Consider the following 12,895-nt stretch of genomic DNA (forward strand, 5'->3'; position numbering starts at 1 on the left):
GGTGTCCCGCGTCCGTACCCTTCAGGAGCGTGCGGCCGCGCGGTCGGGCTGGGCGGTCGGCATCGCGACGGCCCTCTACGGCATCTCCTTCGGTGCGCTGGCGACCGCGTCCGGGCTGGACGTCTGGCAGGCCTGCGTCCTCAGTCTCGTGATGTTCAGCGGCGGGTCGCAGTTCGCGCTCATCGGAGTCCTCGCCTCCGGCGGCGTGGCGGCGGGAGGCACGGCGATCGCCAGCGCGGCGCTCCTGGGCATCCGCAACTCGTTCTACGCCCTCCGCCTGTCCCGCATCATCGGACCGGGCTTCTGGAGGCGCACCGCCGCGACCCAGCTCACGATCGACGAGTCGACCGCCGTCGCGACGGCCCAGACAGAGCCGCGCGCGCAGCGCATCGGCTTCTGGGTCACGGGTCTCGTCGTGTACATCGGCTGGAACATCATGACTCTCGCCGGCGCGCTGCTCGGCAACTTGATCGGCGACGTCAAAGCGTACGGCTTGGACGCAGCCGCCGCAGCGGCGTTCCTCGGGCTGCTCTGGCCGCGACTCCGAGCCCGGCAGACGCAGGCGGTCGCGGTCGCCGCCGGCTTCGTCGCCACCCTGTTGACGCCGTTCCTCATGCCCGGCCTCCCGGTTCTCGCCGCGGCGCTGGTCGCGATCGTCTTCGGTGCGTTCAACCTCTTCGGCAGGAGCGACGACGGTCAGCACCCCGACCCGATCCCGATGGAGCGGGAGGTCGAGCCGTGACGACCTGGAACATCATCCTGCTCGGGTCCATCGCCGTGCTCGCGCTGAAGGCCGCGGGCTGGCTAGTACCGCCCAAGGCGCTCGACCACCCGACGGTCGCCCGCACGAGCGATCTGCTCACGGCGGCATTGCTCGCGGCGCTGATCTGCGTGCAAACGTTCGGGGCAGGGCAGTCGCTCGAGCTGGACGCCCGGCTCCCCGCTCTCGCCATCGCTGCCGGGCTCTACGCCCTGCGCGTCCCGTTCATCATCGTGGTCCCTGCAGCGGCGGTGGTCGCAGCCCTCATCCGGCTGCTGACCTGATCGGCCGGTGCCCGCGGGGCCGGTGTCGGCGGCTCTCCCTAACGTTCTGACGTGAGCGCATCCTGGCACCCCGTGGCGAACGCGCAGCCGACGGAATGGCTGCTCAGCCAGGGTGCTCTCGGCACGCCTTACGCCGTGGTGCGTCGCTTCGCGTTCGGCGACCCGAACCGCCCCGACATCTGGTTCCGCGTGGTCACCTGGGCTCCGCGATCGGAGGGTCGCGAGCTGATCGGCTGGTGCCGCACGTTGGAGGCCGCGACGGCCGTCGCCTGGGACCACCGCTGCGCCGCGGAGTCCTGGCGCCACCACATGGCGAAACGGCGGTCGGACACCGCCACGATGGCCGCGCAGCGCCCCAGCGCGGCCGAGTTGGTGCGCTTCTACCGCGCAGCGCTCGCGTCGCAGGGAGCGCGCGCATTGCGCCCCTCGCTTTCGAGGGCGACCATGGGGCCGTGAGCGAGATGCCCGAGAGAGACGACATCGATCCCGCCGACGGTCGCCCGGAATCCGAGGAGCAGCGGGCCGACCGCAACTGGAACGACATCCTGCAGGAGCTGCGCGTCACGCAGACCGGCACGCAGCTCATCAGCGGCTTCCTGCTCGCCATCGCCTTCCAGCAGCGCTTCGCCTCGCTCGCCCCGTTCCAGGTCGGCTTCTATCTCGTCCTGCTGATGCTCGCGGCCGGCTGCACGGCACTCGGTCTCGCGCCGGTCGCCCTGCACCGGCAACTGTTCCGACACCACGAGAAGGCGCAGACGGTGTCCATCGCCGACCGGCTCCTGCGCATCACGATCGGTCTGGTCGCCCTGCTCACCTCGGGAGTCGTCTTCTTCGTCTTCGATGTCACGCTCGGTCTGGTGGCGGCCCTCGTCGCCGGGACGGCGATCCTCGTCGTTCTCGTACTGCTGCTGCTCGTCTTTCCGGCGAGCGTGCTCAGCCGGCTCCGCCGACATTCGGCGTGAGCGCCGCGGCAAGGTCGCGGAGCATCCGCCCCGACACCTCGATGGCCGAATCGTCGGAGGCGGCGAGGGCACGGGCGAGAGCGAGCACCCGCTCTCGCGAGGCCGCGGCGACGGCTTCGGACAGCGCCACATAGCGGAAGAATCGCGGGAGGAGCGTCTCGATCGTCTCGGCGAGCACGCGGTCGGAGATGCCCCCGAGGAACGCGCTCATCGTTCGCTGAAGCGCGTCGATCACCGACGAGGAAGGATCGCGCTCGAGCCGTTCGGCGATCACCGTCAGTTCGAACTCGGTTTCGACGCCGATCTCGTCGAGCGAACTCCGGATCGCCGCGGGCAGCAACAGCCCCAGCACGCCGATCACACCATCGGTCTCCGCGTCGTTCATCGGCGCGACGAGCGTGTACCGGTTGGGAGCGGTGTGGATGAGGCCGACCTGGGCGAGGCGGCTGATCGCCTCCCGAACCGGAGTCCGCGAGACGCGGAGAGCGCCGGTGAGCTCTGCGTCCTTGAGGCGCTCACCCGGAGCCAGGTCTCCGGCGATGATGCCGGCCAGGAGGATCGCGTAGACATCGTTGCGGAGGAGGCGCCTGTCTGCCGCGAGCGAGGGAAACCTCGCGCGGAGATCTTCGAGAGTCATAAGGGGCTCGTTTCGTGGACTCAGTGTTTGATCTGGTATATTTATAGTTTAGCCATAGGCATCTGAACACAGCAAACCGATCGTTCCACCCTTTCCCCCAGGAGCCGACCATGCCCATGCCCACCGACCACGTCGCCCGTATCTCCCTGTCCGACGAGGCCTACGTTCGAATCGAGGCCGCCATCATGGACGGCACGCTCGAGCCCGGCGAGCGACTCCGAGACGCCGACCTGGTCGAGTGGCTCGGAATCTCGCGCACCCCCATCCGTCACGCGCTCGACCGACTCGCCGAGCAGGGGCTGGTCGAGATGGAGCGCAACCGGTTCACGCGCGTCGCCGCCTTCGACACCGTCGGCGTCCTCGAGTCCGTCCAGGTCGCGGGCGATCTCTGGGCCGGTGCCGCACTCCGCGGCATCGCGGCGTGGGACGACGAAGACGACGACCTCATCGGCGACATCCAGACCGACCTCGTGGAGGCCGCCACCAACGACGACGCCGCACGCTTCGTCACGATCTTCGAGCACCTCGTCGTCGCGTTCGCGCGCGTCGAGGGCAACAACGTCCGCATCCGGGCGCTCGGCAACGTCCTCCCGCAGGTGCGCCGCCTAGGCCGCAAACTGCACGGCCGACTCGACCCGTTGGCGGTCGCCCGGTTCACCCGCGAGCTCCGCGAGGCTACGACGAAGCGCGACGGCGCAGCCGCTGTCACGCTCATCGACGACTACGTGACCCGCATCGGAGTGATCCTCGCCGACCTCTGAGGGGTCCGTGGCACCACGGGCACGGCATATCCGTGACAGCCCGGATGCCGCCCCTCCCCTCCGGTCCTACCCTGGAGACACGCTCGGCCAGGGGGAATGTCCAGGGGGGACGACAGAAGGCCGGTCCCAGTAGGACCGGCCTTCTGCCTTTTCAGACGCTGATTACTTGGTCAGCGGCTCCAGGGTCGGGTCGTTGGCGTACGCCTCCGCCGCGTTCTCCTTGGTGACGATGACCGGCTTGAGCAGGTAGGCCGGGACGACCTTGGCGCCGTTGTCGTACGACTTGTCGTCGTTCGTCGCCGGCTTCTTGCCCGCCTGCAGGTCCTTGACCATGTCGATGGCCTGCTTGACCAGGTTGCGGGTGTCCTTGTTGATGGTCGAGTACTGCTCGCCCGCCATGATGGACTTGACCGACTCGGCCTCCGAGTCCTGACCGGTGACGATCGGGATCGGCTTACCTGCACCCTTCACCGAGGTGATGATGGCGCGCGCCAGGGTGTCGTTCGGCGAGAGGACGCCGTCGAGCTCGGTCGAGCCGTAGTTACCGGCGAGCAGGGTGTCCATGCGGGTCTGCGCGTTCTGCGGCAGCCAGCCCTGGGTCGCGGTGGCCTTGATGTCGGTCTGCTTGGAGACGACCGTCAGCGTGCCGTCATCGATCTTCGGCTTCAGGACCTTCATGGCTCCGTCGAAGAAGACCTTCGAGTTGGCGTCGTCCGGCGAACCGGAGAACAGCTCGATGTTGAACTTGGTCTTGCCCGGGTACTTGGCCTTCATGCCGTCGAGGAGGGCCTGGCCCTGCAGCTCGCCGACCTTCTCGTTGTCGTACGCGACGTAGTAGTCGACGTCCTTCGAGTTGAGGATCAGGCGGTCGTACGCGATGACCGTGGCGCCGGCGTCGTGCGCGGCCTTGGCCTGTGCGGTCAGCTGGCCGCCGTCGACGGCGCCGATGATGATGACCTTGGCGCCGTTGGTGATCATCGACTGGATCTGCGACTGCTGGTCGGAGACGCCCGAGCCACCGGCGTACTGCACGTCGCCCTTGAAGCCGGCCGCCTTGAGGCCGTCGGTGAACAGACCACCGGCGAGCACCCAGTTCTCCGACGTCTTGGTCGGGAGGGCGACACCGATCGTCGCGTCCTTGGCGAAGCCGGACGCCGTCGAGCTTCCGCTGGAGCCGTCACGGCTCGAGCAGCCCGACAGGGCCAGCGCTGCGGCAGCTGCGACAGCCACTGTCGCGAGTGCGAATTTGCGCATTGCGTTCTCTTTCTGTGGTTGGGATGGTGCAGGTTTCAGGAGGGAAGTACTGGTCAGGAGGTCAGCGAGCGCGACGAGTCCTCGGCCGGGTCCGACGTCGGGACGACGGCGGGCCGTTCGGCTCCCGCAGCGTCGGCCACGGTCTCCTTGGCGCCCCGGCCTCCGAACAAGCGGCCGATCAGCGAGGGACCGCCGCGGCGGTGCGAGTAGACGTCGATGCCGACGGCGATGAGGAGGACGAGGCCCTTGATGATCTGGACCTTGTCACTGGTGACACCGAGCAGCTGGAGGCCGTTGTTGAGGACGGCGATCACGAGACCACCGACGATCGAGCCGGCGACGGTTCCGATTCCGCCGGAGACGGCGGCGCCGCCGATGAACACGGCCGCGATCGCGTCGAGCTCCCAGCCCAGGCCGTCCTGGGGACCGGACGAGACCGAGCGGGCCACGGCGATCATGCCGGCGAGCGCGGCGAGCACCGACATGTTCATCATCACGTAGAAGTTGACGCGCTTGATCTTCACGCCCGACAGCTCGGCGGCGTGGGAGTTGCCGCCGACCGCGTAGATGTGACGTCCGAAGATCGTGTTCCGGGTGACGAACGAGTAGAGGATCACCAGGACGCCGAGGATGATTCCCGAGACCGGGAAGGAGGTGCCGACCCTGCCGCCCGCGAAGAGCAGCGTCGCGTAGATGACGACGGCGTCGAGCACGACCACCTTGAACACACTCACCCAGAGCGGCGCCTTCTCGGAGCCCATCTTGGTCTGGTTGCGGCGGGTCCGCACCTCGAGCAGGGCGATGACGACGGCGATGATGAGCCCGAGCAGCAGAGTGGAGTTGTTGAAGCCGGTGTCGGGGCCCCACTCGGGCAGGAAGCCGCCGCCGATGAAGGTGAAGTCGTCGGGGACCGGGATGGTGTTGGCGTTGCCGATGAGCTGGTTGAGGCCACGGAAGATGAGCATTCCCGCCAGGGTCACGATGAACGCCGGAACGCCGACATAGGCGACCCACCAGCCCTGCCACGCGCCGATCACGACGCCGACCACGAGGCCCAGCACGATGGCGACCGGCCACGGGAAGTGCCATTCCGTCATCGACTTGGCGACGATGATGCCGACCAGCGCCGCCACCGATCCGACCGAGAGGTCGATGTGGCCGGCGATGATCACCATGACCATGCCGATCGCCAGCACCAGCACGTAGACGTTCTGGTTGACCAGGTTGATCAGGTTCACCGATTCGAGCGTCTTGCCGCCGGTCAGGATCTCGAACAGCACGATGATGACGACGAGGGCGCCCAGGATGCCGAACTGGCGCCCGGTGGACTGGCCACCGCCGAACATCTTGCCGAGGTCCCGGATCCCTCCGGACTTCTTCTTCTCTGCGATCTGAGTGGTCATTATCGGGAACTACCCTTCGTGGCGGGGCTCTTCTTGGCGGAGGTCATGCTCTTGAGGAGCGTTTCGGGGGTCGCTTCGCTGATGGGAAGCTCGTTGGTGATCTGGCCCTCGAAGATCGTGTAGATGCGATCCGAGATGCCGAGGAGCTCCGGCAGCTCCGAGGAAATGACGATGACGCCCTTCCCCTGGGCCGCGAGAGCCTGGATGATGCCGTAGATCTCGTACTTTGCGCCGACATCGATGCCTCTGGTGGGCTCGTCGAGGATCAGGATGTCGGGGTCTGTGAACATCCACTTGGCCAGGACGACCTTCTGCTGATTTCCGCCCGACAGCGTCGCGACTCCGCGGTCGACGTCGGGCGTCTTGATGCGGAGGCTCTGGCGGTACTCCTCCGCGACCGCGTACTCCTGCTGGTCGTTCACGACGCCGCGCTTCGCGATCTTCGTCAGCTTGGCTGCGACGATCGACTGCTTGATGTCGTCGAGGAGGTTCAGACCGAGGACCTTACGGTCCTCGCTCACGTACGCGAGGCCGTTGTCGATCGCCTCGGAGACGTTGCGGACCTGGATCTGCTTGCCGTCCTTGTAGATCTCGCCGGAGACGAACGTGCCGTAGGAGCGGCCGAACACGCTCATCGCGAGCTCGGTGCGGCCGGCGCCCATCAGTCCGGCGAAGCCCACGATCTCGCCGCGGCGAACCGTGAAACTCGAGTTCTTGACCACGAGCCGGTCCGCGAGCTGCGGGTGCTGGACGACCCAGTCGCGCACCTCGAAGAAGACGTCGCCGATGTTCGGCGTACGCTCGGGGAACCGGCTCTCGAGGGTGCGGCCGACCATCCCGCGGATGATCCGGTCCTCGTCGACACCATCGCCCTTCACATCGAGCGTCTCGATGGAGCGGCCGTCGCGGATGATCGTGATCTCGTCCGCGACCTTCTCGATCTCGTTGAGCTTGTGGCTGATGATGATCGAGCTGACGCCCTTGTGCTTCAGCCCCACGATCAGGTCCAGGAGGTGGGCGGACTCCGCCTCGTTGAGTGCAGCGGTCGGCTCGTCGAGGATGAGGAGCTTGACGTCCTTGTTCAGAGCCTTGGCGATCTCCACCAGCTGCTGCTTGCCGACGCCGATGTTCTTGATCTGCGTGTCCGGGTCGTCGCTCAGGCCGACGCGCGCGAGGAGCTCGACGGCGCGGCGCTTGGCCTCGCCCCAGTTGATGACACCGCCGCGGCCGGGCTCGTTGCCCAGGAAGATGTTCTCGGTGATCGAGAGCTCGGGGATCAGAGCCAGCTCCTGATGGATGATCACGATGCCCTGCTGCTCGGACGACTTGATGTCCTTGAACCGCATGACGTCGCCCTGATAGACGATGTCTCCGCTGTAGGTTCCGTACGGGTAGACGCCCGAGAGGACCTTCATCAGCGTGGACTTGCCTGCACCGTTCTCGCCGCAGATCGCATGGATCTCGTTCGCGTGGACGGTGAGGGAGACATCCTCGAGCGCTTTCACGCCGGGGAACTCCTTGGTGATGGCTCGCATCTCCAGGATGACTGCGTTCGACGGCATCGTCGCTCCTTGGTGTGCTGATCGGGGTGAGCTGGTGCGTGCGCGTGGTTCTTTGCGCCTAAGTAGTAAACGCTAACTTCAGTCTTGGCGTCAAATAGTGAAGACAACAGATCGGTAACGTTCGAGCAGACCGCACGGTACACCGATGGCGGGCAGTGGCCCGCTGGAGACCGCAGAAAGTGTGCCTCGACGACCGTGTCGCGCATCTCCCGGATGACTGCGCTCGACGGTATCATTGTCAATGCTACTACAAAATATTACTGGTTACATATCGACAGAGGAGTGGAGCTCTACTCGTTGCCGGCGAGCGCGCCCTGGATGACGAGAGCCGCCGCACCGAGGGACTCCGCCCGGTCGCCGAGCGACGAGATCCGCACCGCCGTCGTCTCCGCGATCACCGGGATCGCGTTGTGCTGGATGCCGCGGCGGATCGGGTCGAGGAGCGCGTCGCCGAGGCCGACGAGCGGACCGCCGATCAGCACGAGCTCGGGATTGATGACGTTGGCGATGTTGCCGATCGCCTGTCCGATCGCGATGCCCGCGTCGCTCACCACCCGCAGGACCGCCGGGTCGCGCTCGCGTCCGCGCTTCAGGATGTCCGCCGTACTCACGGGGGCGTTCACACCGTGGCCGAGCGTCTCGATCATCACACTGGTCGACGCGATCGTCTCCAGGCAGCCACGGTTGCCGCAGCGGCAGATCACGCCCTGCTCCGTGACGGGCGTGTGGCCGAGTTCGCCCGTGATCCCGAGGAAGCCGTAGTACGGCAACCCGTTGAGGATCAGGCCGGCGCCGATACCGGTGCCGATCTTGACGAAGATCAGGTTGCGCACCCCGCGATTCGCGCCCCACGTCACCTCCGCGAGCGCGCCGAGGTTCGCGTCGTTGTCGACGACCACCGGAAACCGGAACGCGTCCTCGAGATCGCGCAGGCGCACTCCGACCCATTCCGGGAGGATGGCTCCCTGAAGCACTGTTCCCGTGCGCCGGTCGATCGGGCCGGGGATGCCGATCCCGACGGAGAGGACCGCCTGCCGATCGTGCGCTCCCGCGACGAGCATCCGGTCCAGCAGCTCCGCGGCCTCCCGCACCGCCCCGGCCACGTCGTAACCGAGCGGCAGCGGCACCTCCTCCTCGGCGATGACCTCGTAGCCGAGAGTGCAGAGGACGATCCGCACATGCCGGCGCCCGAAGTCGACTCCGACGGCGATATCGCCCGTGTCCGTCAGCTGCACCAGCAGCGCTCGCCGGCCGCTGGAGGTCACCGGGGAGGTCTCCACGACGCCCTTCGTCGCCATGTCGCGGACGATGTTGGACACGGTGGCGGTGGACAGGCCCGTCCCGCGCGCCAGCTCAGCCTGGGTGGATGGGCCGTTGGCGAGCAGGAACTCGACGAGCCGCTCCTGATTCAGGTGCCTGAGGGCGCCCTGAGACCCGGGATTGCGTGCGCCACGCGGGGGAAGACCCGAAGTGGCGGTCATAGCGATAAGCGTGAATGATCGCTGAGTTGTAGTCAAGTTGTGAACGTAACGGTTGGGGCAGCGTTGCTTCGAGTGCGTTCAGGGAACCAGCCGCCGGCCGTTCGGCCCCCTGTCACAATGGACCCATGCCCATCCTGAACAAGGACATGCAGGTCTGCATCTCCCTCTCCGGCCGTCCCAGCAACCTCGGGACCCGGTTCCACAACTTCCTCTACGACGAGCTCGGACTGAACTTCGTCTACAAGGCGTTCACGACCGACGACCTGGAGGGCGCCGTCCGCGGGATCCGGGCGCTCGGACTCCGCGGATGCTCGGTGTCGATGCCGTTCAAAGAGGCGATCATCCCGCTCGTCGACAACCTCGAGCCGTCGGCGCTGGCGATCGAGTCGGTGAACACCGTCGTCAACGAAGACGGGCTGCTCACGGCCTCCAACACCGACTACGAAGCAGTGGCCCAGCTGCTCGACGAGCACGGTGTCGACCCGACGTCGCGCGTGATCGTGCGAGGGTCCGGCGGCATGGCGAAGGCGGTCGTCGCGGCGTTCCGCGGTGCGGGCTTCGACGACCTCACCGTGCTCGCCCGCAACGAGCGCGCCGGGTCGGCGCTCGCGCACAAGTACGACTATGCGTGGACCGCCGAGGAGCCGGATCCCGATTTCGACGTGATCGTCAACGTGACGCCGCTCGGGATGAGCGGCGCGGAAGAGGACGCCCTGGCGTTCGGCGACGCCTTCGTCCAGCGCGCGTCCGTCGTCTTCGATGTGGTCGCGTTCCCAGCCGAGACCCCGCTGATCGCGGCGGGCCGGGCGGCGGGCAAGCGCCTCATCACCGGCGCCGAGGTCGTCGCGCTGCAGGCGGCGCGCCAGTTCGAGCGCTACACGGGCGTCGCGCTGACGCCGGAGCAGGTGGCCAGGGCATCGGAGTTCTCGCGCACGGAGTGATCCGGCCGTCCTCTGGATTCTTGACCCTGCCCCACGGGTCAGGGTTTACGCTTGCGGCGGAGCGGCGTGATCGCGCCGCCGGGAGGTTCGTGCGATGCAGATCAGCGAGCTGGCCGACCGGGCCGGCGTGACGGTGAAGGCCGTGCGCTACTACGAGCGTCTCGGGTTGCTGGCGCCGCAGCGTCTGGCCAACGGCTACCGCGACTACGACGATGGCCAGCTGCGCGCGGCGCGGGAGATCCGCGAGCTCGCCGCCGTCGGCATCCCGCCCGGCAAGGCGGCTCCGTTCATCGCGTGCCTCGGGTCCGGTCACGCCCGCAGCGACGAATGCCCCGCCTCCGTCGTCGCCTATGCCGACGGGATCGCCGAGTTGGACGCCGCGATCGCCGCTCTCGAAGCACGGCGCGAGCAGCTCTCGCGCCGACTCGCCTCCGCGACCGACGCCGTCGCGCCGTCGCCGGATCAGGGCACGGGCTGCACGGTCGTGGACGCCCTCCTCGCGCACTGACTCCCCCTCCGGTCCCTCGCCGGCGGCCACGGCATCATCCCTGGGGATGACCACGTACAGCCCGCAGGCCGATGCCCGGGCGCCCCGTCCCCGCTTGACTGGTTGTCGTGGCCGAGGGGTTGGCCGCAGAGGGGGACGAGATGACCACGCTGGAGCACCACCACCAGGGGGAACTGTCGCGAGCGCAGGGGGCGCTCGCGACGGTGGCGGAGAACGTCTACTTCAGGCTGTTCGCGACGCTGGTCGTCCTCGCGGCCGGCGCCGCAGTCCTCGCCATCATGATCGGCTTCATGCTCGACCTCGTCGTGCCGCTGATCTTCGGCGACGGGCTGCGTGCGCTGGCTGCGCTCCTCCCCCACTAGCCCTGTTCTCAGGGCGCGCCGAGGCTTAGAGTCTCGGCATGTCTCTCGTGTTCTCGGCGATCGCCTCGCTCGACGGTTACACCGCCGACACCACCGGCTCCTTCGATTGGGCAGCTCCCGACGAGGAGGTCCACGCCGTCGTCAACGCTCGCGAACGCGGCGTCTCCAGCTATCTGTACGGCCGCCGCATGTTCGAGACGATGCGCGTCTGGCAGGACATCGGCCGGGAGAACGGCGGAGAGGACGTGCCGGCGGTGATGCGCGAGTACGCCGACATCTGGCGCGCCGCCGACAAGGTCGTGTACTCGTCGACGCTGACCGGTGTGACGACCCCGCGCACGCGCGTCGAGCCCGCCTTCGATCCGGCGGCGGTGCGTGCTCTGGTCGCCTCCGCGCCGCGCGATGTCTCCATCGGCGGCCCCACGCTGGCGGCCGAGGCCTTCCGCGCCGGGCTGGTCGATGAGATCACACTGCTCCTCGTCCCGGTCTCCGTCGGCGGTGGTACCCCGGCGCTGCCGACCGATCTGACGCTCCGGCTGGAACTGCAGGAGGAGTACGCCTTCGCCTCCGGCGTCGTCCTGGTGCGCTACCGCGTCATCGCACCCGGAGCGTGACGCTCGGCCGGTCCAGCGCGACCTCCAGGTCGTGCAGGGTGACGCCGTGCTCCGCGAGCAGCGCGACCGGGTAAAAGAACACGTCGAGGCCGGTGCCGGTGTTCGGCACCTCGATGCCGTCGGCCTCGAACGGAAGCGGATGACCGGAGGTGCGCGTGACCAGATCGCCGTCGTCGCCCAGTTCGACGGAGACGGAGCGGGTCGGAGCGCCGCGCTCGAGGAACGCCCAGCTCATGGCGGGAAGCCGGACATCGATGGTCGCGCGGTAGACGTCTCGCCGCTCGCTGAGCAGGCCCGCCGCCCAGCCCACCGTCTCGCTCGCGCCGTGCAGCAGCATCCAGCCGTTGATCGCGGAGGTGAGGACCAGCAGCCCTGCTCCCTCGCCGAGGTGGGGGTTCTCGCACCACGAGAACTGTTCGTCGAGGATCTCGGCCTCCAGCTCGGTCGCGAGACCTCGTGCGGGAGCGGCGGGCAGGAAGATCCAGCTCCCGCTCGCGAACACCTCGATGAGCGAATCGCTCAGCACCGGGACGTCCTCGGTCACGCGAAGATTCTATTGCGCCGGGCTGTCCAGACGCTCCCGGAGGCGGCGGGCGAGCGCAACGGCATCAGCGAGTTCGCGCTCGTCGACGGCGGCCGCCGTGCGCTCCGCCCATGCCTCGCGGCGCGGCCGGATCGCGTCGAGGACCTCCCTGCCGTGCTCGGTGAGCGCGACCAGTGGAGCGCGGGCATCGGCCGGGTCCGGAGTGCGGGCGACCAGCCCTGCTGCCTCCAGTTGCGCGACCGACTCCGCCGCCGACTGCCTCCGCATGCCGCGGCGACGCGCGATGGCCGCGACGCTCAGTGGGTCGCGCGCCACGGCGCCGAGGGTGAGCCAACGCGAGGCCGTCAGGCCGTCCTCCGCCACCAGCCCGTCACCTGCGCGGGCGAACGCGTCGGCGAGGCGGAAGACCTCGTCCACGAGTTCGGTGAGCCGATCGGCGGCGCTCATCCGCGCTCGCTGAGACAGACGAGATGCCCGTCGCCGTCTCGGACCACGGCCATGCGCTCGCCCCATGGCTGCGGCTGCGGCGCATCGACCACGGCACCTCCGGCGCGCGTCCACGCAGCGACGACCTCATCGAGCCGGTCGACGCTGAAGCCGACGGCCACCGCGGAGTCGGAGGGCGCGGCTGGCCGCTCGTGGAGCATGATCTCGACGCCGTCGGCGCTGGAGAGCCAGGCGAAGCCGTGCGTCTCGCGGTCGACCTGCAGGCCGAGGGCATCGCGGTAGAGGGCGAGGGCGGCCGGGATGCGGGCGGTGGACACGACGATGCGCTGGATGCTCGCGGTCATGTCACCATCGTCGATGATTGACAGGATCCTG

At 68.1% G+C, this 12,895-nt stretch carries 17 protein-coding genes; 9 read left to right on the plus strand and 8 right to left on the minus strand.

Features of this window, described 5'->3' with window-relative positions; translation table 11 throughout:
* Nucleotide 1: 1 nt before the first annotated feature.
* Genes ASF88_RS17840 through ASF88_RS17855 form a run of 4 tightly spaced genes read left to right on the plus strand, consistent with a single transcriptional unit; the run spans nucleotide 2 to nucleotide 2,006 of the window.
* Nucleotides 2-742, plus strand: coding sequence for an AzlC family ABC transporter permease (locus ASF88_RS17840; protein WP_055921948.1), 741 nt, complete (start codon nucleotides 2-4; stop codon nucleotides 740-742).
* On the plus strand, nucleotides 739-1,044 hold the full coding sequence (locus ASF88_RS17845; protein ID WP_055921952.1) for an AzlD domain-containing protein: 306 nt from the start codon (nucleotides 739-741) through the stop codon (nucleotides 1,042-1,044). Before ASF88_RS17840 ends, ASF88_RS17845 begins: the two co-directional genes overlap by 4 nt.
* 51 nt (nucleotides 1,045-1,095) lie before the next feature.
* Nucleotides 1,096-1,500, plus strand: coding sequence for a hypothetical protein (locus tag ASF88_RS17850; RefSeq protein WP_157498424.1), 405 nt, complete (start codon nucleotides 1,096-1,098; stop codon nucleotides 1,498-1,500).
* A gap of 5 nt (nucleotides 1,501-1,505) precedes the next feature.
* Entirely contained in the window at nucleotides 1,506-2,006 is a 501-nt protein-coding gene (locus ASF88_RS17855; RefSeq protein ID WP_055923070.1) for a DUF6328 family protein, read from the plus strand.
* Here the strand turns inward: ASF88_RS17855 and ASF88_RS17860 are convergent.
* Nucleotides 1,978-2,643, minus strand: coding sequence for a GntR family transcriptional regulator (locus tag ASF88_RS17860; protein WP_055921957.1), 666 nt, complete (start codon nucleotides 2,641-2,643; stop codon nucleotides 1,978-1,980). The genes ASF88_RS17855 and ASF88_RS17860 overlap by 29 nt on opposite strands.
* Nucleotides 2,644-2,753: 110 nt before the next feature.
* On the opposite strand from ASF88_RS17860, the gene ASF88_RS17865 reads away from it, so the two are divergent.
* A complete protein-coding gene (locus ASF88_RS17865) occupies nucleotides 2,754-3,404 on the plus strand; it encodes a GntR family transcriptional regulator (RefSeq protein WP_082519052.1) in 651 nt (216 codons plus the stop codon).
* A gap of 162 nt (nucleotides 3,405-3,566) precedes the next feature.
* Here ASF88_RS17865 and ASF88_RS17870 read toward each other — a convergent pair whose 3' ends face one another.
* From ASF88_RS17870 to ASF88_RS17885, 4 genes are all read right to left on the minus strand, one after another.
* Entirely contained in the window at nucleotides 3,567-4,658 is a 1,092-nt protein-coding gene (locus ASF88_RS17870; protein ID WP_055921965.1) for a substrate-binding domain-containing protein, read from the minus strand.
* 53 nt (nucleotides 4,659-4,711) lie between these two features.
* Entirely contained in the window at nucleotides 4,712-6,061 is a 1,350-nt protein-coding gene (gene mmsB / locus ASF88_RS17875) for a multiple monosaccharide ABC transporter permease (protein ID WP_055921968.1), read from the minus strand.
* A complete protein-coding gene (gene mmsA / locus ASF88_RS17880; protein ID WP_055921971.1) occupies nucleotides 6,061-7,623 on the minus strand; it encodes a multiple monosaccharide ABC transporter ATP-binding protein in 1,563 nt (520 codons plus the stop codon). The genes mmsB and mmsA overlap by 1 nt, the downstream gene beginning before the upstream one ends.
* Nucleotides 7,624-7,913: 290 nt before the next feature.
* A complete protein-coding gene (locus tag ASF88_RS17885) occupies nucleotides 7,914-9,104 on the minus strand; it encodes an ROK family transcriptional regulator (protein WP_055921974.1) in 1,191 nt (396 codons plus the stop codon).
* A 125-nt stretch (nucleotides 9,105-9,229) separates the two neighbouring features.
* Between ASF88_RS17885 and ASF88_RS17890 the strand changes: the two genes are divergently transcribed.
* The 4 genes from ASF88_RS17890 to ASF88_RS17905 all read left to right on the plus strand — a co-directional run bounded on the left by ASF88_RS17890 (nucleotide 9,230) and on the right by ASF88_RS17905 (nucleotide 11,529).
* Nucleotides 9,230-10,045: a shikimate 5-dehydrogenase gene (locus ASF88_RS17890; RefSeq protein WP_055921976.1), complete on the plus strand. Its 816-nt coding sequence runs from the start codon at nucleotides 9,230-9,232 to the stop codon at nucleotides 10,043-10,045.
* 94 nt (nucleotides 10,046-10,139) lie between these two features.
* The gene (locus ASF88_RS17895; protein ID WP_055921980.1) at nucleotides 10,140-10,553 is read left to right on the plus strand and encodes a MerR family DNA-binding transcriptional regulator; all 414 of its coding nucleotides are present in this window, start codon (nucleotides 10,140-10,142) and stop codon (nucleotides 10,551-10,553) included.
* Between the two features lie 140 nt (nucleotides 10,554-10,693).
* On the plus strand, nucleotides 10,694-10,915 hold the full coding sequence (locus ASF88_RS17900) for a hypothetical protein (protein WP_055921983.1): 222 nt from the start codon (nucleotides 10,694-10,696) through the stop codon (nucleotides 10,913-10,915).
* A 38-nt stretch (nucleotides 10,916-10,953) separates the two neighbouring features.
* Nucleotides 10,954-11,529, plus strand: a complete 576-nt coding sequence (locus tag ASF88_RS17905) for a dihydrofolate reductase family protein (protein ID WP_055921986.1) — start codon at nucleotides 10,954-10,956, stop codon at nucleotides 11,527-11,529.
* On the opposite strand, the gene ASF88_RS17910 is transcribed toward ASF88_RS17905, so the two are convergent.
* The 3 genes from ASF88_RS17910 to ASF88_RS17920 are packed head-to-tail and all read right to left on the minus strand — an operon-like array spanning nucleotide 11,510 to nucleotide 12,864.
* The gene (locus tag ASF88_RS17910; protein WP_055921989.1) at nucleotides 11,510-12,073 is read right to left on the minus strand and encodes a hypothetical protein; all 564 of its coding nucleotides are present in this window, start codon (nucleotides 12,071-12,073) and stop codon (nucleotides 11,510-11,512) included. The two genes, ASF88_RS17905 and ASF88_RS17910, sit on opposite strands and share 20 nt — an antisense overlap.
* A 9-nt stretch (nucleotides 12,074-12,082) precedes the next feature.
* A complete protein-coding gene (locus tag ASF88_RS17915) occupies nucleotides 12,083-12,520 on the minus strand; it encodes a MarR family winged helix-turn-helix transcriptional regulator (protein WP_055921992.1) in 438 nt (145 codons plus the stop codon).
* Nucleotides 12,517-12,864 carry a VOC family protein gene (locus ASF88_RS17920; protein ID WP_055921995.1) on the minus strand — a complete coding sequence of 116 codons (348 nt, stop codon included), beginning with the start codon at nucleotides 12,862-12,864 and terminating at the stop codon, nucleotides 12,517-12,519. Before ASF88_RS17920 ends, ASF88_RS17915 begins: the two co-directional genes overlap by 4 nt.
* Between the last annotated feature and the right edge of the window lie 31 nt (nucleotides 12,865-12,895).

It is taken from the genome of Leifsonia sp. Leaf336 (assembly GCF_001423695.1).
Taxonomy (GTDB): domain Bacteria; phylum Actinomycetota; class Actinomycetes; order Actinomycetales; family Microbacteriaceae; genus Leifsonia.